The organism is Streptomyces sp. NBC_00513, from assembly GCF_041431415.1.
GTDB lineage: Bacteria > Actinomycetota > Actinomycetes > Streptomycetales > Streptomycetaceae > Streptomyces.
In genome coordinates this window covers 3,618,876-3,642,514 of record NZ_CP107845.1, presented here as the reverse complement: position 1 = coordinate 3,642,514, position 23,639 = coordinate 3,618,876, and the positions used below count along the sequence as shown (strand labels likewise).

At 69.0% G+C, this 23,639-nt stretch carries 16 protein-coding genes and 3 rRNA genes; 16 read left to right on the top strand and 3 right to left on the bottom strand.

The annotated features are described in order from the left end of the window. Nucleotides 1-174: 174 nt before the first annotated feature. Nucleotides 175-1,923 carry a hypothetical protein gene (locus OHA84_RS16775; protein ID WP_266971010.1) on the top strand — a complete coding sequence of 583 codons (1,749 nt, stop codon included), beginning with the start codon at nucleotides 175-177 and terminating at the stop codon, nucleotides 1,921-1,923. Nucleotides 1,924-1,999: 76 nt separating this feature from the next. On the opposite strand, the gene OHA84_RS16770 is transcribed toward OHA84_RS16775, so the two are convergent. Beyond that, the gene (locus OHA84_RS16770) at nucleotides 2,000-2,827 is read right to left on the bottom strand and encodes a hypothetical protein (protein WP_053678373.1); all 828 of its coding nucleotides are present in this window, start codon (nucleotides 2,825-2,827) and stop codon (nucleotides 2,000-2,002) included. A 63-nt stretch (nucleotides 2,828-2,890) separates the two neighbouring features. Between OHA84_RS16770 and OHA84_RS16765 the strand changes: the two genes are divergently transcribed. From OHA84_RS16765 to ilvD, 4 genes are all read left to right on the top strand, one after another. Continuing rightward, nucleotides 2,891-3,820, top strand: a complete 930-nt coding sequence (locus OHA84_RS16765) for a Ppx/GppA phosphatase family protein (protein WP_053678371.1) — start codon at nucleotides 2,891-2,893, stop codon at nucleotides 3,818-3,820. Nucleotides 3,821-3,995: 175 nt separating this feature from the next. Next, nucleotides 3,996-4,835: a sugar phosphate isomerase/epimerase gene (locus OHA84_RS16760; RefSeq protein ID WP_053678369.1), complete on the top strand. Its 840-nt coding sequence runs from the start codon at nucleotides 3,996-3,998 to the stop codon at nucleotides 4,833-4,835. Next, a complete protein-coding gene (locus OHA84_RS16755) occupies nucleotides 4,832-5,452 on the top strand; it encodes a TetR family transcriptional regulator (protein WP_053678367.1) in 621 nt (206 codons plus the stop codon). The genes OHA84_RS16760 and OHA84_RS16755 overlap by 4 nt, the downstream gene beginning before the upstream one ends. A 204-nt stretch (nucleotides 5,453-5,656) precedes the next feature. Beyond that, a complete protein-coding gene (gene ilvD, locus OHA84_RS16750; protein WP_053678365.1) occupies nucleotides 5,657-7,507 on the top strand; it encodes a dihydroxy-acid dehydratase in 1,851 nt (616 codons plus the stop codon). 34 nt (nucleotides 7,508-7,541) lie between these two features. On the opposite strand, the gene OHA84_RS16745 is transcribed toward ilvD, so the two are convergent. Continuing rightward, on the bottom strand, nucleotides 7,542-9,674 hold the full coding sequence (locus OHA84_RS16745) for a PQQ-binding-like beta-propeller repeat protein (protein WP_053678363.1): 2,133 nt from the start codon (nucleotides 9,672-9,674) through the stop codon (nucleotides 7,542-7,544). Nucleotides 9,675-9,840: 166 nt separating this feature from the next. On the opposite strand from OHA84_RS16745, the gene OHA84_RS16740 reads away from it, so the two are divergent. From OHA84_RS16740 to proC, 5 genes are all read left to right on the top strand, one after another. Further along, nucleotides 9,841-10,083, top strand: a complete 243-nt coding sequence (locus OHA84_RS16740; protein WP_234350031.1) for an SH3 domain-containing protein — start codon at nucleotides 9,841-9,843, stop codon at nucleotides 10,081-10,083. Between the two features lie 135 nt (nucleotides 10,084-10,218). Next, on the top strand, nucleotides 10,219-10,749 hold the full coding sequence (locus OHA84_RS16735; protein ID WP_266947984.1) for a hypothetical protein: 531 nt from the start codon (nucleotides 10,219-10,221) through the stop codon (nucleotides 10,747-10,749). Between the two features lie 79 nt (nucleotides 10,750-10,828). Then, nucleotides 10,829-11,632 carry an ABC transporter ATP-binding protein gene (locus OHA84_RS16730; protein ID WP_266947982.1) on the top strand — a complete coding sequence of 268 codons (804 nt, stop codon included), beginning with the start codon at nucleotides 10,829-10,831 and terminating at the stop codon, nucleotides 11,630-11,632. Further along, entirely contained in the window at nucleotides 11,629-12,366 is a 738-nt protein-coding gene (locus tag OHA84_RS16725; protein ID WP_053677117.1) for an ABC transporter permease, read from the top strand. The genes OHA84_RS16730 and OHA84_RS16725 overlap by 4 nt, the downstream gene beginning before the upstream one ends. A 104-nt stretch (nucleotides 12,367-12,470) precedes the next feature. Beyond that, a complete protein-coding gene (gene proC, locus OHA84_RS16720) occupies nucleotides 12,471-13,280 on the top strand; it encodes a pyrroline-5-carboxylate reductase (RefSeq protein ID WP_053677118.1) in 810 nt (269 codons plus the stop codon). Between the two features lie 54 nt (nucleotides 13,281-13,334). Here the strand turns inward: proC and trpS are convergent, their stop codons facing one another. Further along, nucleotides 13,335-14,333, bottom strand: a complete 999-nt coding sequence (trpS, locus tag OHA84_RS16715) for a tryptophan--tRNA ligase (RefSeq protein WP_266947976.1) — start codon at nucleotides 14,331-14,333, stop codon at nucleotides 13,335-13,337. Between the two features lie 897 nt (nucleotides 14,334-15,230). Between trpS and OHA84_RS16710 the strand changes: the two genes are divergently transcribed. The 6 genes from OHA84_RS16710 to OHA84_RS16685 all read left to right on the top strand — a co-directional run bounded on the left by OHA84_RS16710 (nucleotide 15,231) and on the right by OHA84_RS16685 (nucleotide 23,633). Then, nucleotides 15,231-16,755, top strand: a 16S ribosomal RNA gene (locus tag OHA84_RS16710). Between the two features lie 290 nt (nucleotides 16,756-17,045). Next, nucleotides 17,046-20,169 (top strand): 23S ribosomal RNA (locus tag OHA84_RS16705). Between the two features lie 74 nt (nucleotides 20,170-20,243). Next, nucleotides 20,244-20,361, top strand: a 5S ribosomal RNA gene (gene rrf, locus OHA84_RS16700). Together the 16S, 23S and 5S rRNA genes form the textbook arrangement of a ribosomal RNA operon. 161 nt (nucleotides 20,362-20,522) lie before the next feature. Next, the gene (locus OHA84_RS16695; protein ID WP_053682976.1) at nucleotides 20,523-21,179 is read left to right on the top strand and encodes an HAD family phosphatase; all 657 of its coding nucleotides are present in this window, start codon (nucleotides 20,523-20,525) and stop codon (nucleotides 21,177-21,179) included. Between the two features lie 107 nt (nucleotides 21,180-21,286). After that, nucleotides 21,287-22,513 carry an MFS transporter gene (locus OHA84_RS16690; protein ID WP_053682974.1) on the top strand — a complete coding sequence of 409 codons (1,227 nt, stop codon included), beginning with the start codon at nucleotides 21,287-21,289 and terminating at the stop codon, nucleotides 22,511-22,513. Then, entirely contained in the window at nucleotides 22,464-23,633 is a 1,170-nt protein-coding gene (locus tag OHA84_RS16685; RefSeq protein WP_266947972.1) for an acetoin utilization protein AcuC, read from the top strand. Before OHA84_RS16690 ends, OHA84_RS16685 begins: the two co-directional genes overlap by 50 nt. Nucleotides 23,634-23,639: the final 6 nt, after the last annotated feature.

Genomic DNA, 23,639 nt, shown 5'->3' with positions numbered 1-23,639 from the left:
CCGCTCCGGTCGCCCGCCCCGTCCGCCTCCTCCCGCCTCGTCCGGGTTCGTCGGTCGCGGCGTCAGGGCGGCCGTCAGCACCGCTGTCAGCGCGGGCCCGATCTGTTCACCCGTAAGGGCTAAAACTGCTGAAGGCTTCCGGGGGGTCACCGGCGCGCCGCCTACGGTCGCCAGGTGAACAGCAGCAACCAGGAACCCCTCTCATCGCGCACCGGCGCACACCGGGCGCACGGGCACATGCCTTCAGAGGGACGCGGAGGGCAGGGACTCGCCGGCGAACAGCCTCCCCCGTTCCGACACGAGCCCTACCTCGACGGCCTGTTCACCTACTGCCTCTCGGTGCTCTGCGACCACGACACCGCCACCGACGTGCTCGGAGACGCCCTGGCCGCCGCCGAACGGCACCCCGGCCGCTGCCCCGACGAGGGCGAGCGCCGCGCCTGGCTGTACGCGCTCGCCCGCTGGGGCTGCCTGCGCCGGCTCGCCGAGCAGCGGCGCGCGCGGCAGGGGGCGCACAGCGCCCGTCGTACGCCGGAGCACACCGACGTCGAGCGTGCGCCGGGTGGGCCCGGCGCCCTCGACGTGTCCGCGTACCGCCGCACCGAACTGGCCCGCCTCGCCTGGCCCGAGGCCGCCGGCACCACCCCCGAGCAGCGCGAGGCCCTCGAACTCGCCGTCCGCCACCGCCTCGGCGTCCCCGAACTCGCCTCCGTCCTCGGGACCCCGCCCGCCGCCGCCCGCGAACTCCTGTCCGCCGCCGCCTGCGAGGTGGAACGCACCCGCGCCGCCCTCGCCGTCGTCGAGACCGGCAACTGCCCTGCCGTGTCCCGGCTCACCGGTGACGACGGGGACCCCCGGGTCCTGCTCTCCACCCCGCTGCGCGCCGAACTCGTACGCCACGTCGACGACTGCCCGCGCTGCCGCCGCGTCGCCGAACGCGTCGGCGCCGGCGGCCCCTGGCCCGGCACCGGGGGCATCCACCCCGCCGCGCTCCCGCTCGTACCGGCCCCCCGCACCGCCGTCCGCGCGGCGATGCTGCGCTCCGGGCGACGCGGCGGCGGCCCCGGTCCCCGCTTCGACCGCACCGGCTTCCCGATGGATCCCAAGGACCGGGCGGCCCGCCGCGACCGGTTCCGGGCCCGCGTCGTCACCACGACCGTCGTCGCCACCGTCGTCGCCGCGCCCGTACTGGCCCTGTGGGCGGCCTACCGGGGCGCTCCCGCCACCGGCGAACCCCTCGACGGCGGCGCCACCCGGATCTTCGCCGGCGAGTCCGACATCCCGCCGCCCCCGGCCGGCGGCCGGCTGCTCGCCGCGTACGAGAACACCGGCAACACCGCCCACACCGGCGACGGGCCGGGCTTCGCCCCCGGTACCGCCGCACCCGACGTCTCCGTCGAGGTCATCAGCTCCGGCGCGCCGGCCACCCCGGAATCGGACCGTCCGGGAGCCCCCGGCCGGCTCACCGTGTCCGCCACGACATACGGCTCCACCACCCTGCTCACGCTCAGTGCGTCCGGCGGCGCCCCCGTGGACTGGCGCCTGTGGTCCGACGCGCCCTGGCTGCGGGCCGGCCAGACGGCGGGCACCCTGGCCCCCGAAGAATCGGTCACCCTACGGATCACCGTGGACGCCGCCGCCCAGCCCGTCGGCGCCTGGTCGGCCCGGGTCGGGGTGGACCCGTCCGGCGCGGTCGTCGCCATCCAGGGCCGCGGCCGGCCCGCCCCGCCGCCGAACGGGGGACCGCCGACCACCCCGGCGAACCCCAGGCCGACTCCCACGCCGCCGACCCCGACGCCGACGCCCACCCCCACGCCGACGCCCACACCGACCCCGACCTCGACTCCCACGCCGACGCCGACCGAGTCAGAAGGAACGGTTTCCCCGACGCCGCCCACCGACCCGCCGGCCCCGGCCTCCTGACCGCGGACGGGCCCCCCGGGCGCAGCGCGCACCGACTTCCCGATCCGCCGGCCTTCCGATCCGCCGGTCGACAGCCCTACGCCGTCGGCGGATCCGCGGGGTGCGGGGCCATCGGCAGCAGCGAGGCCAACCGCGCCTCGCAGAGCGCCACGAGCGCCTCGTAGCCCTCCTTGCCCATCAGCTCCGTCAGCTCGGGGCGGTACGACACGTACACCGGGTCACCGGCCCCGTGCGCGGACGTGGCCGACGTGCACCACCAGTGCAGGTCGTGGCCGCCCGGACCCCAGCCGCGCCGGTCGTACTCGCCGATCGTGACCTGGAGGACCCGCGTGTCGTCGGGCCGGTCGATCCAGTCGTAGGTGCGACGGATCGGCAGCTGCCAGCACACGTCGGGCTTGGTCTCCAACGGCTCGCGCTTCTCGCGCAGCGCCAGGATGTGCAGCGAGCAACCGGCGCCCGCGGCGAAGCCGGGCCGGTTCTGGAAGATGCACGAACCCTCCCAGCGGCGGGTCTGCCGCTCGCCGTCCTCGTCCTTCTGCACCCAGCCGGACTCGGTGCCCACGTCGTGGAACTGCCACAGCTCCGGTGTGAGGCGAGCCACGTTCTCCGCGACGCGCTTCTCGTCGTCCTCGTCGGAGAAGTGCGCGCCGAGGGTGCAGCAGCCGTCGTCCGCCCGGCCGGCCTGGATGCCCTGGCAGCCGCTGCCGAAGATGCAGGTCCAGCGCGAGGTCAGCCAGGTCAGGTCGCAGCGGAAGATCTGTTCGTCGTCGGCGGGGTCCGGGAACTCCACCCAGGCCCGGGGAAAGTCGAGGCCCTTCTCGTCACCGGAGACCGCGGGGGACTCGCCGCCCTTGGCCTTCTTCGACTTGGGGCGGGACTTGTTGGCCTTCTTCGTATTTGGCACAAACCCAAGCCTAAGGGCCCCTTACTCCACCCCTACGCGACCGGACCAGTAGCGTTTCCCCGTATGAGACTCGGTGTCCTTGATGTGGGTTCGAACACGATCCATCTGCTGGTGGTCGACGCACACCCCGGTGCGCGCCCGCTGCCCGCGCACTCGCACAAGGTGGAACTGCGGCTGGCGGAACTCCTCGACGAGCACGGGGCGGTCACCCCGGAGGGCATAGAGCGCCTCGTCTCGGTCCTCGGCGACGCCGTGCAGGCCGCCGAGGACAAGGGCTGCGAGGACCTGCTGCCCTTCGCGACGAGCGCCGTGCGCGAGGCCACGAACGCCGACGAGGTCCTGGCCCGGGTGAAGGCCGAGACCGGCCTCGACCTGCCCATCCTCAGCGGTGAGGACGAGGCGCGGCTGACGTTCCTCGCCGCCCGGCGCTGGTTCGGCTGGTCGGCGGGCAAGCTGCTGGTCCTCGACATCGGCGGCGGCTCGCTGGAGATCGCGTTCGGCATCGACGAGGAACCCGACGCGGCCGTGTCCCTCCCGCTGGGCGCCGGCCGCCTCACCTCGGCGTGGCTCCCGGGCGACCCCGCCGACCCGGCCGACGTGAAGGCCCTGCGCCGGCACGCGCGGGCCCAGATCGCCCGGTCGGTCAGTGTGTTCAGCCGCTTCGGAGCGCCGGACCACGTGGTGGCGACCTCCAAGACGTTCCGGCAGTTGGCCCGCATCGCGGGCGCGGCCCGCTCGGCCGACGGCCTGTACGTCCAGCGCGACCTGACCCGCAAGTCCCTGGAGGAGTGGGTCCCGCGCCTGGCGGCGATGACCACCGCGCAGCGCTCCACCCTCCCGGGCGTGTCCGAGGGCCGCGCCGGACAGCTCCTGGCGGGCGCCCTGGTCGCGGAGGGCACGATGGACCTCCTCGGCGTCGAGGAGTTGGAGATCTGCCCCTGGGCCCTGCGGGAGGGCGTCATCCTCCGCCGCCTGGACCACCTCCCGTCCTGACCGGGCCCGCTTCGCCCGACCGGGCCCACCCCTTCCGACCGGGCCCGTCCGGCCTCACCCCTCGTACCGGCCCGAGCCCGTGCGCGGCCTCGTCGGGCCGGGTCCACGGGCACTTTGAACCGGCGGATCCCCCCACCCCGCCCGGCGGGGGCACCGGCATCGGTAACCTGTCCCCGTGGCAGAACCCCGCCCCCAGACCCCGAGACCAAGGCCCAAGGTCGCCCTTTCCACCGCCTCCGTCTATCCGGAGTCCACGGCGACCGCCTTCGAGATCGCCGCGCGCCTCGGCTACGACGGCGTCGAGGTCATGGTCTGGACGGACCCGGTCAGCCAGGACATCGACGCCCTGCGCCGCCTCTCCGACCACCACGGGGTCCCGGTCCTCGCGATCCACGCCCCCTGCCTCCTGATCACCCAGCGCGTCTGGTCGACCGACCCCTGGACGAAGCTGCGGCGCGCCCAGTCGGCGGCCGAGCGGCTGGGCGCGGGCACCGTCGTCGTGCACCCGCCGTTCCGCTGGCAGCGCGCGTACTCCCGCGACTTCGTCGCCGGCATCTGGCGCATGGCGGACGAGACCGACGTCAGGTTCGCCGTCGAGAACATGTACCCCTGGCGCTACCGCGACCGCGAGATGCTCGCGTACGCGCCCGAGTGGGACGTCACCAAGGACGATTACCGGCACTTCACGGTGGACCTCTCGCACACCGCGACGGCCCGCACCGACGCGAACGCGATGATCGACCGGATGGGCGACCGGCTCGCCCACATCCACCTCGCCGACGGGAACGGCTCCGCGAAGGACGAGCACCTCGTCCCCGGTCGCGGCACCCAGCCCTGCGCCGAACTGCTGCGCGGCCTGGCCCGTACCTCCTTCGACGGTCACGTCGTCATCGAGGTCAACACCCGCCGTGCCATGTCCTCGGCGGAACGCGAGGCCGATCTCGCCGAGGCCCTGGCCTTCACGCGGCAGCACCTCGCGGCCGCGACCAGCGACAGCCCGGCCCGCCGGCCATGACGGACCCGGTCGGCAAGCCCCGCCGCGGCCCCGGTCGCCCCCGCCAGGACGAGGCCGACGACGGCCCCGGCACGCAGGAGCGGATCCGGCTCGCGGCCCGTTCGGAGTTCGCGGCGCGCGGCTACGACAAGACCTCCGTACGCGGGATCGCGAAGGCGGCCGGCGTGGACCCGGCACTGGTGCACCACTACTTCGGCAGCAAGGACGACCTGTTCGCCGCCGCCATCGAGGTCAGCATGGAGCCGGCCCTGGTCGTCCCGCAGATCGTCGGCTCCGGCCCGGACGGCATCGGCGAGCGCCTGGCCCGCTACTTCCTGGGCATCTGGGAGAACCCGGCCACCCGCGCCCCCCTCCTCGCCGTGATCCGCTCCGCCCTCACCCACGAGGCCGCCGCCGCCGTGCTGCGCCGGCTGATCCTGCGCCGGGTCCTGGAGCGGGTCGCGGCCGACCTCGACGTGCCCGACCCCACCTTCCGCGCCGAACTCGCGGCCTCGCACATGATCGGCATCGCGATCCTGCGGTACGTGGTCCAGATCGAGCCCCTCGCGTCCGCGGACCCGGAGGAGATCATCGCCCTCGTGGCCCCGACCCTCCAGCGCTACCTCACCGAACAGTGACCCCGCCGAACGGGGTGCCCCTCACCGAACAGTGACCTCACCGCACAGTGATCTCACCCAGCAGTGACCGAAAGCTGAGCCGGCCGTCCCGGCATGCGGACACCGTGTCCGCATCGCGGGCGAGAGGCGTAGCCTCGTAAACAGCCATATCCACAGTCGCGGCAGGCCTCTCCGGCGCCGCCGCACTCATGGGGAGTGAACCCGATGCCCGAGCTGAGGTCCCGCACCGTCACCCACGGCCGCAACATGGCAGGCGCACGTGCGCTGATGCGCGCCTCGGGCGTAGCGAGCGCGGACATCGGAAAGCCGATCATCGCGGTGGCCAACTCCTTCACCGAGTTCGTCCCCGGGCACACCCACCTGGCGCCGGTCGGCCGGATCGTCTCCGACGCCATCCGCGAGGCGGGCGCGATCCCGCGCGAGTTCAACACCATCGCGGTCGACGACGGCATCGCCATGGGCCACGGCGGCATGCTGTACTCCCTGCCCTCCCGCGACCTGATCGCGGACAGCGTGGAGTACATGGTCGAGGCGCACTGCGCCGACGCCCTGATCTGCATCTCCAACTGCGACAAGATCACCCCCGGCATGCTGATGGCCGCCATGCGCCTCAACATCCCGGTCGTCTTCGTCTCCGGCGGTCCGATGGAGGCAGGGCAGGCCATCCTCGTCGACGGCACCGTCCGCAAGCTCGACCTGATCGACGCCATGGTCGACGCCGCCAACGAGAACGTCTCGGACGAGGACGTGCTGCGGATCGAGGAGAACGCCTGTCCGACCTGCGGCTCCTGTTCGGGCATGTTCACCGCCAACTCCATGAACTGCCTCGCCGAGGCCATCGGCCTGGCCCTCCCGGGCAACGGCTCGGTCCTCGCCACGCACACCGCCCGCCGAGCCCTGTACGAGGACGCCGGCCGCACGGTCGTGGAGATCACCAAGCGCTACTACGAGGACGGCGACGAGTCCGTCCTGCCGCGCAACATCGCCACCCGCGAGGCCTTCGAGAACGCCATGGCGCTCGACATCGCGATGGGCGGCTCCACCAACACGATCCTGCACCTGCTGGCGGCGGCGCAGGAGGCGGGCCTGGAGTACGACCTCACCGACATCGACGCCGTCTCCCGCCGCGTTCCCTGCCTGTCCAAGGTCGCGCCGAACGTGGCGCCCGGCGGCACGTACTACATGGAGGACATCCACCGGGCCGGCGGCATCCCCGCCATCCTCGGCGAGCTGTACCGCGGCGGTCTCCTCAACAAGGACGTCACCTCCGTGCACTCCGACAACCTGGAGGACTGGCTCGCGCGGTGGGACGCCCGCTCCGGCACGGCGTCCGACACCGCCATGGAGCTGTGGCACGCGGCCCCCGGCTGCAAGCGCTCCGCGACCGCCTTCTCCCAGTCCGAGCGCTGGGACACCCTCGACCTCGACGCCGAGGGCGGCTGCATCCGCTCGGTGCAGCACGCGTACTCCAAGGACGGCGGCCTCGCCGTTCTGCGCGGCAACATCGCGGTCGACGGCTGCGTCGTGAAGACCGCCGGCGTGGACGAGTCGATCTGGACCTTCGAGGGTCCGGCCGTGGTCTGCGAGTCGCAGGACGAGGCCGTCGACAAGATCCTCCGCAAGGAGATCAAGGAGGGCGACGTCGTCGTCATCCGCTACGAGGGCCCGCGCGGCGGCCCCGGCATGCAGGAGATGCTGTACCCGACGTCCTTCCTCAAGGGCCGCGGTCTCGGCAAGGCCTGCGCCCTCGTCACGGACGGCCGTTTCTCCGGCGGCACCTCGGGCCTGTCCATCGGCCACGCCTCCCCGGAGGCCGCCTCGGGCGGCACCATCGCCCTCGTCGAGGACGGCGACCGCATCCGCATCGACATCCCGAACCGCTCGATCGAGCTGCTGGTCCCCGACGAGGAACTGGCCGCCCGCCGCGAGGCCCTCGGCGGCGTCTACGCCCCGAAGAACCGCGAACGCAAGGTCTCCGCGGCCCTGCGCGCCTACGCCGCCATGGCCACCAGCGCCGACAAGGGCGCGGTCCGCGACGTCTCCCTCCTGGGCTGAACCCGCCGAGTCCTCCCGAACCCCGCCGGTCGTGTCACCAGCCGGCGGGGTTCGCCGCGTCCACGGCGAAGACGGTCCCGTCGGGCGCGGACGCGTACACCCGCCCGTCGGAGAGAACGGGAGCGGGGATCGCGGAGCTGACAGCCGCCCGCCCCGCAGCCAGACGGGTCCCGGTCTGCCCGACGAGCCGTCCGGTGGCCGCGTCGACGGCGAGCAGGCGGCCGTCCGACACGCTGAGGTACACGTGCCCATCCGCGTACATGGGGCTCGACGCGCTCGCCGCGCCGGTTTCCAGGCGCCACAGTTCCTTGCCCGTGCCGACCGCCGCGACCGTGCCCTGCGTGCCGAAGGCGTAGGTCGTGCCGTTCGCCCCCACCGTCGCCTGGGCGTCGTACAGGGGAGCCGACAGTCGGACCCGCTGCACCGAGCGCGTCGTCCGACCGATCCTCACGACACCGATCGCGTGAGCGCTCGCGTCGTTGTCCAGTAGGAAGAGCGTGTCGGCCGCGGTCCCGAAAGGACGAAGCCTGCCGTCGGTCCGTACCTGCCAGCGCACGGTGCCGGTGGACGCGTCCACCTCCGAGACCTCCGTCGACCGGCCGCTGCCGTCGGGCGTCGACCGGAAGAAGGAGGGCGCGCCGTTCTGCCCGGTACCACCCCACCAACCGGATCCCGCGGCGCCGGGTCCGGTCCAGCGCTGGGCTCCGTCGGCCGCGTCGATGGCGCGCACGCTTCCGTCCGCCGAGGTCAGGAGGACGTGCGGGCCCGCGGTCACCACCTGCGTGCCGGCCGACAGCCCGCGCTGCCAGCGCTCGGCGCCGGTCTTCGGGTCCAGTGCCCGGAGCCGTTCGCCCCCGTCCGCCACGACGACGATCACGCCACCGGCTTCCCGGGGGACCGGCGGGGTCGCGCCGGGCAGCGCGCCGCTCGCGGGGGCGGGAACGGACCAGGCCACCGCGCCGTTCGTGACGTCGAGGCGGGCGCCGGTGAGGTGGCGTCCGGCGCAGTAGAGCGCCGCGCCCACCGCCGAGCAGGACGCGGTGTGCCCGCCCAGGGACACCGACCAAGGGGTCACGGGCGGCGGTACCGCGGTTTCGTCTCCCGGCGCCTCGGAGGCGTTCCGTACGGGTGTCCCCGCGTCGGCGGCGAGCCACAGCCCACCCCCGACCGCGCCGACGGCGAGGAGCGCGGCGGCCACCCACGCCCTCAAGGCCCATCCGCGCGGGGGCCGTGCGGGTCGGCGGACGACGGCCGGCACGGCGCGTCGATGCGTGTCCTCCTCGTCGGGCGCCGGCTTGCGCTGCCGAGGTATGCGCGGCTGCGCGATGAAGGACTGGGTGTTCTCGGAGGTCGGACTCGTCAGCGCCCGGATCTCGGCGATCAGCGCGTGGGCGGTCGGCCGCTCGTTCGGATCCTTCGCCAGGCACCGGGCCACGACCGGAACCAGCAGGTCCGGCAACCCCGTCAGGTCGGGCTCGCTGTGCACGACCTGGTACGCCACGAGGTAGTGGCTGTCCGAGTCGAACGGCCCGTGCCCCGTCGCCGCGTACACCAGCACCGCGCCCAGCGCGAAGACGTCGGCGGCCGTGCCCACGTCCCGGGGGCTCTGGAACTGCTCGGGCGCCATGAACGGCGGCGTTCCGATCAGCTTCCCCGTCTCGGTGCGCAGGTCGCTGTCGGCCGGGCGCGAGATCCCGAAGTCGATGACCCGGACCCCGTCCGGGGCCATCAGCACGTTGCTCGGCTTCAGATCCCGGTGTACCACCCCGGCGCGGTGGATGTCCCTCAGGGCTTCCGCCAGCCCGGCGGCGAGCCGGGTCAGTTCGATGGAGTCCAGGACGCGTTCGCGCACTCGTTCGGACAACGTCGGCGCGTCGACGAACAGGGTGGCCATCCAAGGCCGTTCGGCATCCGGATCGGCGTCCACGACGGGTGCGGTGAACGCCCCGCTCACCCGTCGCGCGGCGGCGACCTCCTGTCGGAAGCGCGCCCGGAACTCGGGGTCCACCGCGTGTTGGGCGTGTACGACCTTGACGGCGAGTTTCAGCCCCGAGCTGGAGGCGGCCAGGTGGACGACCCCCATGCCGCCGGAACCGAGCACGGATTCGAGCCGGTACTGCCCGGCATACTCCGGAAACCCGGCGTAGTCCGCGCGCCGCGAATGCACCGCTCACCACCCCCGCCGGAGCCTAGCCCATGGCCCGTGCGATTCTCCAAGGTCCTGCTAGCCTGCGCGCGTTGCGCTGGGCAACACCCATGGGGGGAGCTTTCACATGTCCATTGAGAATGATTCAAGCCACGTCACGAGCGTCACGGAGAGCGGTGGCCTGCCGATGTACCAGGTCGCTCCCGGCTACCGCGTCAACGTTCGCAGCGGCCCCGGAACCGGCTACGCGATCATCGACACCCTCCCGCTCGGGGCGAGCGTGTCCATCCGCTGCCAGTGCCCCGGCACGACGGTTTCGGGTCCGTACGGGACGACCGGCCTCTGGGACTGCATCGGCAACGGCCGCTTCGTGTCGGACGCCTACGTGAAGACCGGCAGCGACGGGTACGTCGCCAGCCGCTGCGACTGACCCGGACGAACCCACCGGGCCCGCCCCGCCCGGGCACACCCTTCCCGGGCGGGGCGGCCCACCGCGCCCCGCCCCGCCCGCCCGCCACGTGAGACACGCCCGGCCGGGTCCGCCCGTCGGGGGATAATCGCCGGTGTGAGCGACAACGACCAGCGAGACCAGAGCAGGCCCACCCCGCCCGCCGCCCCCGCGGCGCCCGGCCCCGAGCCCGAGCCGATCAAGTTCTTCGGCACCACCTGGGTCGAGCACGACGGCGGCTACGCCCTGCGCCGCGTCGGCATGGCCGCCGGCTCGCTCGTCACCGCCGTCGCCGCCGCGTTCCTGCTGCGCATGGCCTACGAGGGGCTGCAGATCGGCGACGTCGGCCCGTTCCTCAGCATCTCCGTCGTCGTCCTCTTCGCCATCGCCAGTTCCATCGCGTTCGCCAAGACCTGGGAGTCCTTCGGGACCCGCCCCCGCCCCTCGTCCGACGAGGGCGCGCTCAAGGGCCTGAAGGCGATCGGTTTCATCGGCTCCCTCATCGCGTACTTCCTGCGCTGCCTCGTCGAGGCACCCGGCGAGAAGCTGCGCCGCGCCGAGTACGAGCGCGCCCAGGCCGAGTTCGCCCGGCGCCGCGGTGCGCGTACCGGCAACCCTGCCGCCCGCCGCCCCAAGCGCAAGCGGTAAGCACCGGGGGTCCGGACCCGGACCCCGTACCCGTCCGCCCGGTTGACGCCCCGGCACAGCCGGGAGCATTATTCATCACATGATGAATAACTCGCCGGACGGAGCCCCGGCCGCCGTCCACGCCCGCGGCCTCACCGTCCGCCGCGGCGCCGGACGCCACCCCCGCACCGTCCTCGACGCCCTCGCCTTCGACGTCCCCCGCGGCCGGATCACCGGCCTCCTCGGCCCCTCCGGCTGCGGCAAGTCCACCCTCATGCGCGCCGTCGTCGGCACCCAGGCCCACGTCACCGGCACCCTCGACGTCCTCGGCCACCGGGCCGGCCACCCCGAACTGCGCTCCCGCATCGGCTACGTCACCCAGGCGCCCTCGGTCTACGACGACCTCACCGTCCGGCAGAACCTCGAGTACTTCGCCGCAGTCCTCGACCCCGGCCGCGCCGCGGCCGACCGCCGCGCCGCGGCCGTCACCCGCGCCATCACCGACGTGGACCTCACCGGCCGCGCGGGCGCCCTCGCCGGCAACCTCTCCGGCGGCCAGCGCAGCCGCGTCTCCCTCGCCGTCGCCCTGCTCGGCACCCCCGAGCTGCTGGTCCTCGACGAACCGACCGTCGGCCTCGACCCCGTCCTGCGACGCGACCTGTGGAACCTCTTCCACGACCTCACCACCGACCGCGGCGCCACGATCCTCGTCTCCTCACACGTCATGGACGAGGCCGAACGGTGCCACGACCTCCTCCTCATGCGCGAGGGCCGCATCCTCGCCCAGGACACCCCCGACGCCCTGCGGGACCGCACAGGCTCCACCACCGTCGAGGAGGGCTTCCTCCGCCTCGTCGACGACGCCAACGCCCTCGCCCGGCAGACCCAGGAGCAGCACTCGTGAACACGGCCCGCACCCTCGCCACCGCCGCGCGCGTCCTGCGCCAGCTCCGCCACGACCCGCGCTCGATCGCACTGATGCTGCTGGTCCCCGTCCTGATGCTGACCCTGCTCCGCTACGTCTTCGACGGCAGCGCCCGCACCTTCGACAGCGTCGGGGCCTCCCTCCTCGGGATCTTCCCCCTCATCACCATGTTCCTGGTGACCTCCATCGCCACCCTGCGCGAGCGCACCTCCGGCACCCTGGAACGCCTCCTCGCGATGCCGCTCGGCAAGGGCGACCTCATCGCCGGCTACGCCCTCGCGTTCGGCGCGGTGGCCGTCGTCCAATCCGTCCTCGCCACCGGCCTCGCCCTGTGGGTCCTCGGCCTCGACGTCGTCGGCTCCCCGTGGCTGCTCCTGCTCGTCGCCCTCCTCGACGCGCTCCTCGGCACGGCGCTCGGCCTCTTCGTCTCCGCCTTCGCCGCGTCCGAGTTCCAGGCCGTGCAGTTCATGCCGGCGGTGATCTTCCCCCAGCTCCTGCTGTGCGGACTCTTCGCACCCCGCGACACCATGCAGCCGGTCCTCGAAGGGCTCTCCGACGTCCTGCCCATGTCCTACGCCGTGGACGGCATGACCCAGGTCCTCACCCACACCGACATGACCGCCGACTTCCTCCGCGACGCCCTCGTCGTCGCCGGCTGCGCCCTGCTCGTCCTCGCCCTCGGCGCGGCCACCCTGCGCCGCCGCACCCCCTGACCGCACTCCGGACACCCCCTCGCCCCCACGCCCCCGGGTGCAAGGATGAGGAGGTGGAGGCGGCACGCCTCCGCGCACGCATCGTTCGGCGAGGTGAATCGGGCATGACCCAGACAGTCGCAGTCCTCGGTACCGGCAAGATCGGCGAGGCCCTGCTCAGCGGGATGATCCGCGGCGGATGGCCCGCCGCCAAGCTCCTCGTCACCGCCCGCCGCCCCGAACGCGCCGAGGAACTGCGCACCCGTTACGGGGTCGAGGCCGTCACCAACGCCGAGGCCGCCAAGCGCGCCGACACCCTGATCCTCACGGTCAAGCCGCAGGACATGGGCAAGCTGCTCGAAGAACTCGCCCCCCACGTCCCCACCGACCGCCTGATCATCAGCGGCGCCGCCGGCATCCCCACCTCCTTCTTCGAGGAGCGGCTCGCTCCGGGCACGCCGGTCGTCCGCGTCATGACGAACACCCCCGCCCTCGTGGACGAGGCCATGTCCGTCATCTCGGCCGGCAGCCACGCCACCGCCGCGCACCTCCTGCACACCGAGGAGATCTTCGGCGGCGTCGGCAAGACCCTGCGCGTCCCCGAGTCGCAGCAGGACGCCGCGACCGCCCTCTCCGGCTCGGGCCCCGCCTACTTCTACTTCCTCGTCGAGGCGATGACCGACGCCGGCATCCTCCTCGGCCTGCCCCGAGCCCAGGCGCACGACCTGATCGTCCAGGCCGCCATCGGCGCCGCCGTGATGCTCCGCGACAGCGGCGAGCACCCGGTCAAGCTCCGCGAGGCCGTGACCTCCCCGGCCGGCACGACCATCAACGCCATCGTCGAGCTGGAGAAGCACGGCGTACGGGCGGCCCTCATCGCCGCCCTCGAAGCGGCCCGCGACCGCAGCCGCGAGCTCGCCTCCGGCAACAGCTGACCGGACACGGCGCTGCGGGTCCCCCGCGCGGGGGACCCGTACCGCCGCTGCCCTTCAGGGCTCCAACAGCCCGATCGCCCGGTACGCCCGGTCCACCACGGGCCGCGCCAGGCCGCGCGCCCGCTCGGCCCCGGCCCGCAGGACCTTCTCCACCCCGCCGGGGTCGGCCGCCAGCTCGGCGTGCCGCTCCCGCACCGGCCGCAGCGTCTCCACCACCGCCTCGGCGACGTCCCGCTTCAACGCCCCGTAGCCCTGGTACCCGTCGGCCAGCGCCGCGGGCTCGCCGCCCGTGCAGGCGGCGAGGATGTCGAGCAGGTTGGCGACCCCGGGCCTCTTCTCCCGGTCCAGGACCACGCCGCCGTCCCCGCTGTCGGTGACGGCCCGCATCACCTTCCTCGTCACCACCGCCGGTTCGTCGAGCATGAACACCACCCCGGGCCCGGCGCCCCCGGACTTCCCCATCTTGGACGTCGGGTCCTGGAGGTCCATGACCCGAGCCGCCACGACCGGGTGCGTGGCCTCGGGCACCGCGAAGGTGTGCCCGTACCGCTGGTTGAACCGCACCGCGAGGTCCCGCGTCAGTTCCACGTGCTGCCGCTGGTCCTCACCGACCGGCACCCGGTCCGTCCCGTACGCGAGGATGTCGGCCGCCATCAGCACGGGATAGGTGAGCAACGACAGCCGCACCCCTTCCCCGGCGTCCCGCGCCCGCGTCGCCTTCTCGCGGTACTGGACCATCCGCCGCAGTTCCCCGTCGGTCGCGGTGCACTCCAGCAGGTACGCCAGCCGGGTGTGCTCGTCCACGTGGCTCTGCACGAAGAGCGTGCACCTCGCCGGTTCCAGCCCCGAGGCCAGCAGCAGCGTCGCGGCCTGCCTGCTGAGCCGGCGGACCCGCGCCGGATCGTGTTCCACGGTCAGCGCGTGCAGGTCCACCACGCAGAACAGCGCCTCGTCGGGTTCCTGGTCGGCGGCGACCCACTGCCGCACGGCCCCCAGGTAGTTGCCCAGCGTCAGATGCCCGGTGGGCTTGACCCCGCTGAAGATCCTCGTCATGTCCCGTCTCCCTGCTGTGTGGCTGTCATGTCGGTACCGCCGCGTCGGGCGACCGAGCCACTCCCGGGAGGGGAGAAACAGAAACGGCCGCCGAGGCGGCGGCCGTGAGCGCATGCGTGCTCGCGTGGATGGTCGGCCGCCGTCAGGCGGCCCACCAGCACAGGTTGAGCGTGTGCGCATGCGTGGTCATGGGAGCCAGGCTAGCCGTCCGGGTGACGCCTGTCCCAGAGTTGACACACCCTGACCCGGTCCGTAAGGTTCTTCGAGTTGTCCGAAGTGAGCGCCGACCCCGGTCGGTCCCCGGACAGCCATCCCGCATCACACACATTCGAACGAACGACGCACTTTGTCGTCTCGTTTTCATGCGTATATGCGAATGAGGAATCCGCGTCCCAGGACGCAGTCGCCGATTAGGTTCGGGGGCAGGGAATCCGCTACTGTCTCACTCGCCGCAAGGGCCCAACAGCCCAAGCAGCACAACCCGCTGACTGGGAGTCAGGGCCGAAAGGTTCTGATAGAGTCGGAAACGCCGGAAAGGGAAACGCGAAAGCGAAGAACCTGGAAGGCGGAAAACAAGCGAGACTGACTCTGATAGAGTCGGAAACGCAAGAACGAAGGAAGCGCCCGGAGGAAAGCCCCAGTAATTGTTACTGAGGGTGAGTACAAAGGAAGCGTCCGTTCCTTGAGAACTCAACAGCGTGCCAAAAATCAACGCCAAAAGTTGATACCCCGTCCATTTCGGTGGATGAGGTTCCTTTGAAAAAGACCTGTGAGGTCGCAACTTTCGGGTTGTGGTGCTTGCAGGCGATTACACAGCGAGGACGCAGTGGTCGATCGGTCTTATTCCGACATGATCGGCCCGCTCTAAGTGCGTGTGCACCCGATTACGGGTAAACATTCATGGAGAGTTTGATCCTGGCTCAGGACGAACGCTGGCGGCGTGCTTAACACATGCAAGTCGAACGATGAAGCCCTTCGGGGTGGATTAGTGGCGAACGGGTGAGTAACACGTGGGCAATCTGCCCTTCACTCTGGGACAAGCCCTGGAAACGGGGTCTAATACCGGATAACACTCCTGCCTGCATGGGTGGGGGTTAAAAGCTCCGGCGGTGAAGGATGAGCCCGCGGCCTATCAGCTTGTTGGTGGGGTAATGGCCCACCAAGGCGACGACGGGTAGCCGGCCTGAGAGGGCGACCGGCCACACTGGGACTGAGACACGGCCCAGACTCCTACGGGAGGCAGCAGTGGGGAATATTGCACAATGGGCGAAAGCCTGATGCAGCGACGCCGCGTGAGGGATGACGGCCTTCGGGTTGTAAACCTCTTTCAGCAGGGAAGAAGCGAAAGTGACGGTACCTGCAGAAGAAGCGCCGGCTAACTACGTGCCAGCAGCCGCGGTAATACGTAGGGCGCAAGCGTTGTCCGGAATTATTGGGCGTAAAGAGCTCGTAGGCGGCTTGTCACGTCGGATGTGAAAGCCCGAGGCTTAACCTCGGGTCTGCATTCGATACGGGCTAGCTAGAGTGTGGTAGGGGAGATCGGAATTCCTGGTGTAGCGGTGAAATGCGCAGATATCAGGAGGAACACCGGTGGCGAAGGCGGATCTCTGGGCCATTACTGACGCTGAGGAGCGAAAGCGTGGGGAGCGAACAGGATTAGATACCCTGGTAGTCCACGCCGTAAACGTTGGGAACTAGGTGTTGGCGACATTCCACGTCGTCGGTGCCGCAGCTAACGCATTAAGTTCCCCGCCTGGGGAGTACGGCCGCAAGGCTAAAACTCAAAGGAATTGACGGGGGCCCGCACAAGCAGCGGAGCATGTGGCTTAATTCGACGCAACGCGAAGAACCTTACCAAGGCTTGACATATACCGGAAAGCATTAGAGATAGTGCCCCCCTTGTGGTCGGTATACAGGTGGTGCATGGCTGTCGTCAGCTCGTGTCGTGAGATGTTGGGTTAAGTCCCGCAACGAGCGCAACCCTTGTCCTGTGTTGCCAGCATGCCCTTCGGGGTGATGGGGACTCACAGGAGACCGCCGGGGTCAACTCGGAGGAAGGTGGGGACGACGTCAAGTCATCATGCCCCTTATGTCTTGGGCTGCACACGTGCTACAATGGCCGGTACAATGAGCTGCGATACCGTGAGGTGGAGCGAATCTCAAAAAGCCGGTCTCAGTTCGGATTGGGGTCTGCAACTCGACCCCATGAAGTCGGAGTTGCTAGTAATCGCAGATCAGCATTGCTGCGGTGAATACGTTCCCGGGCCTTGTACACACCGCCCGTCACGTCACGAAAGTCGGTAACACCCGAAGCCGGTGGCCCAACCCGTAAGGGAGGGAGCTGTCGAAGGTGGGACTGGCGATTGGGACGAAGTCGTAACAAGGTAGCCGTACCGGAAGGTGCGGCTGGATCACCTCCTTTCTAAGGAGCACAGTACCGATTGCAGACAAATGTTCTGCACGGTCAGCTCATGGGTGGAACGTTGATTATTTGGCACGGTCTTCCAAGACATTCTGCAAGTACTGCCCTCGGGCGTGGAAAGCAGTGATGGTCGCGGAGGGTCGTGCCTGGCACGTTGTTGGGTATCTGAGGGTACGGCCGTAAAGGTTGTATCTTCGCGATGCCGGCCCCAGTAAACTTGATCCGTATGGGTCAGGGTGATGGGTGACTGGTCGTTGCTTGAGAACTACACAGTGGACGCGAGCATCTGTGGCCAAGTTTTTAAGGGCACACGGTGGATGCCTTGGCACCAGGAACCGATGAAGGACGTGAGAGGCCGCGATAGGCCCCGGGGAGCTGCCAACTGAGCTTTGATCCGGGGGTGTCCGAATGGGGAAACCCGGCAGTCGTCATGGGCTGTCACCCACTGCTGAACACATAGGCAGTGTGGAGGGAACGAGGGGAAGTGAAACATCTCAGTACCCTCAGGAAGAGAAAACAACCGTGATTCCGGGAGTAGTGGCGAGCGAAACCGGATGAGGCCAAACCGTATGCGTGTGATACCCGGCAGGGGTTGCGCATGCGGGGTTGTGGGAATTCTTTTGATCGGTCTGCCGGCCGGTCGGCGAGTCAGAAACCGTTGATGTAGTCGAAGGACATGCGAAAGGTCCGGCGTAGAGGGTAAGACCCCCGTAGACGAAACATCAGCGGCTTGCTTAAGAATCTCCCAAGTAGCACGGGGCCCGAGAAATCCCGTGTGAATCTGGCGGGACCACCCGCTAAGCCTAAATATTCCCTGGTGACCGATAGCGGATAGTACCGTGAGGGAATGGTGAAAAGTACCGCGGGAGCGGAGTGAAATAGTACCTGAAACCGTGTGCCTACAAGCCGTGGGAGCGTCGCTGTATGTGCTTGCACATACAGTCGTGACTGCGTGCCTTTTGAAGAATGAGCCTGCGAGTTAGCGGTGTGTAGCGAGGTTAACCCGTGTGGGGAAGCCGTAGCGAAAGCGAGTCCGAATAGGGCGATTGAGTTGCACGCTCTAGACCCGAAGCGGAGTGATCTAGCCATGGGCAGGTTGAAGCGGAGGTAAGACTTCGTGGAGGACCGAACCCACCAGGGTTGAAAACCTGGGGGATGACCTGTGGTTAGGGGTGAAAGGCCAATCAAACTCCGTGATAGCTGGTTCTCCCCGAAATGCATTTAGGTGCAGCGTCGTGTGTTTCTTGCCGGAGGTAGAGCACTGGATAGGCGATGGGCCCTACCGGGTTACTGACCTTAGCCAAACTCCGAATGCCGGTAAGTGAGAGCACGGCAGTGAGACTGTGGGGGATAAGCTCCATGGTCGAGAGGGAAACAGCCCAGAGCATCGACTAAGGCCCCCAAGCGTACGCTAAGTGGGAAAGGATGTGGAGTCGCAGAGACAACCAGGAGGTTGGCTTAGAAGCAGCCACCCTTGAAAGAGTGCGTAATAGCTCACTGGTCAAGTGATTCCGCGCCGACAATGTAGCGGGGCTCAAGCGTACCGCCGAAGTCGTGTCATTCCAGCACATACCCCCAACGGGGGCTGGGATGGGTAGGGGAGCGTCGTGTGCCGGGTGAAGCAGCAGCGGAAGCTAGTTGTGGACGGTTCACGAGTGAGAATGCAGGCATGAGTAGCGATACACACGTGAGAAACGTGTGCGCCGATTGACTAAGGGTTCCTGGGTCAAGCTGATCTGCCCAGGGTAAGTCGGGACCTAAGGCGAGGCCGACAGGCGTAGTCGATGGACAACCGGTTGATATTCCGGTACCCGCTTTGAAACGCCCAATATCGAATCCTCTAATGCTAAGGCCGTGAAGCCGTTCCGGACCCTTCGGGGAAAGGAAAGTGGTGGAGCCGCCGATCCAAGGTGGTAGTAGGTAAGCGATGGGGTGACGCAGGAAGGTAGTCCAACCCGGGCGGTGGTAGTCCCGGGGTAAGGGTGTAGGCCGAGGGGTAGGCAAATCCGTCCCTCATTAAGGCTGAGACCTGATGCCGAGCCGATTGTGGTGAAGTGGATGATCCTATGCTGTCGAGAAAAGCCTCTAGCGAGTTTCATGGCGGCCCGTACCCTAAACCGACTCAGGTGGTCAGGTAGAGAATACCGAGGCGTTCGGGTGAACTATGGTTAAGGAACTCGGCAAAATGCCCCCGTAACTTCGGGAGAAGGGGGGCCATCACTGGTGATCGGATTTACTCCGTGAGCTGGGGGTGGCCGCAGAGACCAGCGAGAAGCGACTGTTTACTAAAAACACAGGTCCGTGCGAAGCCGTAAGGCGATGTATACGGACTGACGCCTGCCCGGTGCTGGAACGTTAAGGGGACCGGTTAGTGCGCTTTCGGGCGTGCGAAGCTGAGAACTTAAGCGCCAGTAAACGGCGGTGGTAACTATAACCATCCTAAGGTAGCGAAATTCCTTGTCGGGTAAGTTCCGACCTGCACGAATGGCGTAACGACTTCTCGACTGTCTCAACCATAGGCCCGGTGAAATTGCACTACGAGTAAAGATGCTCGTTTCGCGCAGCAGGACGGAAAGACCCCGGGACCTTTACTATAGTTTGATATTGGTGTTCGGTTCGGCTTGTGTAGGATAGGTGGGAGACTTTGAAGCAGCCACGCCAGTGGTTGTGGAGTCGCCGTTGAAATACCACTCTGGTCGTGCTGGATGTCTAACCTCGGTCCGTGATCCGGATCAGGGACAGTGTCTGATGGGTAGTTTAACTGGGGCGGTTGCCTCCCAAAGGGTAACGGAGGCGCCCAAAGGTTCCCTCAGCCTGGTTGGCAATCAGGTGTTGAGTGTAAGTGCACAAGGGAGCTTGACTGTGAGACCGACGGGTCGAGCAGGGACGAAAGTCGGGACTAGTGATCCGGCGGTGGCTTGTGGAAGCGCCGTCGCTCAACGGATAAAAGGTACCCCGGGGATAACAGGCTGATCTTCCCCAAGAGTCCATATCGACGGGATGGTTTGGCACCTCGATGTCGGCTCGTCGCATCCTGGGGCTGGAGTCGGTCCCAAGGGTTGGGCTGTTCGCCCATTAAAGCGGTACGCGAGCTGGGTTTAGAACGTCGTGAGACAGTTCGGTCCCTATCCGCTGTGCGCGTAGGAATATTGAGAAGGGCTGTCCCTAGTACGAGAGGACCGGGACGGACGAACCTCTGGTGTGCCAGTTGTCCTGCCAAGGGCATGGCTGGTTGGCTACGTTCGGGAGGGATAACCGCTGAAAGCATCTAAGCGGGAAGCCTGCTTCAAGATGAGTATTCCCACCTCCTTGAGAGGGTAAGGCTCCCAGTAGACGACTGGGTTGATAGGCCAGATGTGGAAGCCCGGTAACGGGTGGAGCTGACTGGTACTAATAGGCCGAGGGCTTGTCCTCAGTTGCTCGCGTCCACTGTGTTAGTTCTGAAGTAACGAACTGTGTTCATATCCGGTTGGTTAACTTCATAGTGTTTCGGTGGTCATAGCGTTAGGGAAACGCCCGGTTTACATTCCGAACCCGGAAGCTAAGCCTTTCAGCGCCGATGGTACTGCAGGGGGGACCCTGTGGGAGAGTAGGACGCCGCCGAACAATCATTGTGGGAAAGCCCCGCACCCTTCAGGGTGCGGGGCTTTTCTGCGTTCCGGACCCTTTTCCCGTTCCCGTGGGCCGCGGCGCCGGCCGCAGTCGACACCCGGATGCCCGGCATGGGCTCGGAAGAGAACCGTGCCTGCGGCTCGTAGTGTGAACGTATGGGCTATGACCTCGTGATCTTCGACAACGACGGCGTGCTGGTGGACAGTGAGCCGATCTCCAACCGCATCCTCGCCGGGTACCTGACGGAACTGGGGCACCCCACCACCTATGACGAGTCGCTGCGCGACTACATGGGGGCCGCCGTGCACCGGGTGCACGATCTCGTGCAGGAGCGGACCGGGCAGCCGCTGCCCGGGGACTTCGACGAGACGCTCCATGCGCGGACCACCGCCGCCTTCGAACGCGAGCTGCGACCCGTCGAAGGAATCGAGGACGTGCTCGGCGCGCTGACCGCGCAAGGAGTCGCGTACTGCCTGGCCTCCTCCGGAAGCCACGAGAAGATCCGGGCCGGCCACCAGGCGGCCGGGATCGACGGATGGTTCGAGGAAGAGTGGATCTTCAGCTCACAGGACGTCGGCCGGGGGAAGCCCGACCCCGATCTCTTCCTGCACGCGGCCGACCGGATGGGCTTCGCACCCGCGCGGTGCGTGGTCGTCGAGGACAGCCCGCTCGGGGTGCGGGCCGCGGTGGCCGCCGGCATGGACGTGCTCGGATTCACCGGGATGATGCCGGCCGACCGGCTCACCGGTGCGACCAGCTGCTTCGGCGACATGAAGGAGCTGACCCGGCTCCTCGGACTGGACGCCTACTGACCGCCCCGGCGACGGCCCGACCCGCCCGGTCCGCGTTCGATCACTGTTCCGAATCGGTATGTGATCTCTCTACCCACGGGTAGTCCGCGCCCCTACGCTGTGCCGCCATGACAGAAGACGTGCGGCTGCGCCGCGGGCGCGGGTCCTTGGGGTTCAGCTTCTTCGTGCAGGGTGTGACCTTCGCCCTCCTCGTGACGCGCATCCCCGCGATCCAGGACCAGTACGGGATATCCGACGGGTTGCTGCCCGCCTTCCTCGCCGCCGTGCCCATCCTCGCCGGCGTCGCCAGCGTCGCCACCGAGCACCTGGTGAAGCGCGTCGCCCCGAGCGTGGTGCTGCGATGGGCCCAGCCACTGGTGCTGTTGGCGCTGCTCGGCGTCGGGGCCGGCGACCAGATGTGGCACGTGGCCGTGGCCCTGGGGGCGTTCGGGTTCTCCGTCGGGGCGCTCGACGCCTCCATGAACATGCTCGGAGTCAGCCTGCAGCGGGCGTACGGGCGCAGCATCATGCTGGGTTTCCACGCCTCGTACAGCCTGGGCGGGATCGTCGGCGCCTCGGCCGCCTGGGCGGGGGCGCACTGGCACCTGGGGCTGTTCAGCAGCTACCTGCCGGCCGTGGTGGTGCTGTTGCCGCTCGCGGTGCTCGGGAGCCGGTACTACGTGGACAGGCGGGAGACCGCCGGGGGCCTGCCGGACACCGAGAAGGGGCTGGGGGCCGGCGGCTTCAAGCTGCTGCTGCCGCTGTGCCTGGTGATGGCGTGCGCGTACATCGGGGACTCGACGGTGTCGAACTGGAGCGCCAAGTACCTCCAGGACGTGCTGGGCAGTTCGGAGCAGCTCGCCACGGTCCCCTACAACGTGTACATGGTGACCACCCTGATCGGTCGGTCCGTCGGTGACCTGGGCGTACGACGCTTCGGGGCCGTGGCCGTCGTCCGGGGCGGGACGCTGGTCGCCGCGCTCGGCTTCGGGGTGGTGGCGGTGGCGCCGGGGGCGTGGACGGGGATGCTCGGGTTCACGTTGCTGGGCATCGGGCTGTGCGTGATCGTCCCGCAGACCTTCGCGGCGGCGGGCCGGCTGTTCCCCGGGGCGTCGGCGGACACGGCCATCGCCCGGCTGAACATCTTCAACTACGTGGGGTTCCTCGTCGGGGCGCCGCTCGTGGGCGGCCTCGGCGATGCCTGGAGCTATCGGGGCGCGATGCTGGTGCCGATGGTGTTGGTGTCGGTGACGTTGTTCCATGCCCGCTCGTTCGGCTCGGACGGTGCCCGATACGGTGTCGGGCATGAGCGGCCGCGGGTTGTTGATGTGGGACGAGGCGGTAACGAGGTATGACTTCGGACCGAGCCATCCGATGGACCCGGTGCGTCTGGCGCTGACCATGGGCCTGGTGCGAGCCTTCGGGCTGGACCGGGAGATGGAGGTACGGGCGGCGCGCGCGGCCGGTGATTCGACGTTGCGGCTCGTGCACCGCGAGGACTACGTCGCGGCGGTGCGCGAGGTGTCGGCGGACCCGGGGGTGGCCGACGGCTCGTACGGGCTCGGGACCGTCGACGATCCGGCGTTCCACGGGATGCACGAGGCGTCCGCGTTGATCGCCGGGCAGTCGGTGGCGGCGGCGGAGGCGATCTGGCGCGGCGAGGCCGGGCACGCGGTGAACTTCGCGGGCGGGCTGCACCACGCCATGCCCGGCGGGGCGGCCGGTTTCTGCGTGTACAACGACGCGGCGCTCGCGGTCGCGCGGTTGCTGGAGCTCGGTGCCGAGCGGGTCGCGTACGTGGACGTGGACGTGCACCACGGTGACGGGGTGCAGACGGCGTTCTGGGACGACCCGCGCGTGCTGACGATCTCGCTCCACGAGCATCCGCGGACCCTGTTCCCCCAGACCGGATGGCCCGAGGAGACGGGTGGGCCGGACGCCGAAGGGTCGGCGGTCAACGTGGCGCTGCCGGCCGGGACCGGGGACGAGGGCTGGTTGCGTGCCTTCCACGCGAGCGTGCCGGAGCTGCTGGCGGACTTCCGGCCGCAGGTGCTGGTGAGCCAGCACGGGGCGGACACGCACTTCGAGGATCCGCTGGCACACCTCGCGGTGTCGTTGGACGCGCAACGCGCGGTCCAGGAGGCCTGTCACGCCCTGGCGCACGAGCACGCGGACGGTCGGTGGCTGGCGTTGGGCGGCGGCGGGTACGCGGTGGTGGACGTCGTGCCGAGGTCCTGGACGCACCTGGTGGGGATCGCGGCGCACCGGCCGGTGGATCCCGCGGCGGCGGTCCCCGACGCCTGGCGCGACGAGGTGTACGCGCGGACCCGGGAGCCCGCGCCGCGCCGGATGACGGACGGGCGGACCGTCTCCTGGCGGGACTGGGAAGAGGGCTACGATCCGGCCGACCGGATCGATCAGGCCGTGTTGGCAATGCGCAAGGCGGTCTTCCCGCTGCGCGGGATGCTGACGTAGCGGGAG

What these genes read in the sequence shown, in the direction of transcription:
- OHA84_RS16765 (WP_053678371.1), top strand. Translation starts at nt 2,891, where the DNA reads ATGAGACTCGGTGTCCTTGATGTGGGTTCGAACACGATCCATCTGCTG.
- OHA84_RS16755 (WP_053678367.1), top strand. Translation starts at nt 4,832, where the DNA reads ATGACGGACCCGGTCGGCAAGCCCCGCCGCGGCCCCGGTCGCCCCCGC.
- ilvD (WP_053678365.1), top strand. Translation starts at nt 5,657, where the DNA reads ATGCCCGAGCTGAGGTCCCGCACCGTCACCCACGGCCGCAACATGGCA.
- OHA84_RS16740 (WP_234350031.1), top strand. Translation starts at nt 9,841, where the DNA reads ATGTACCAGGTCGCTCCCGGCTACCGCGTCAACGTTCGCAGCGGCCCC.
- OHA84_RS16730 (WP_266947982.1), top strand. Translation starts at nt 10,829, where the DNA reads ATGATGAATAACTCGCCGGACGGAGCCCCGGCCGCCGTCCACGCCCGC.
- proC (WP_053677118.1), top strand. Translation starts at nt 12,471, where the DNA reads ATGACCCAGACAGTCGCAGTCCTCGGTACCGGCAAGATCGGCGAGGCC.
- trpS (WP_266947976.1), bottom strand. Translation starts at nt 14,333, where the DNA reads ATGACGAGGATCTTCAGCGGGGTCAAGCCCACCGGGCATCTGACGCTG.
- OHA84_RS16695 (WP_053682976.1), top strand. Translation starts at nt 20,523, where the DNA reads ATGGGCTATGACCTCGTGATCTTCGACAACGACGGCGTGCTGGTGGAC.
- OHA84_RS16690 (WP_053682974.1), top strand. Translation starts at nt 21,287, where the DNA reads ATGACAGAAGACGTGCGGCTGCGCCGCGGGCGCGGGTCCTTGGGGTTC.
- OHA84_RS16685 (WP_266947972.1), top strand. Translation starts at nt 22,464, where the DNA reads ATGAGCGGCCGCGGGTTGTTGATGTGGGACGAGGCGGTAACGAGGTAT.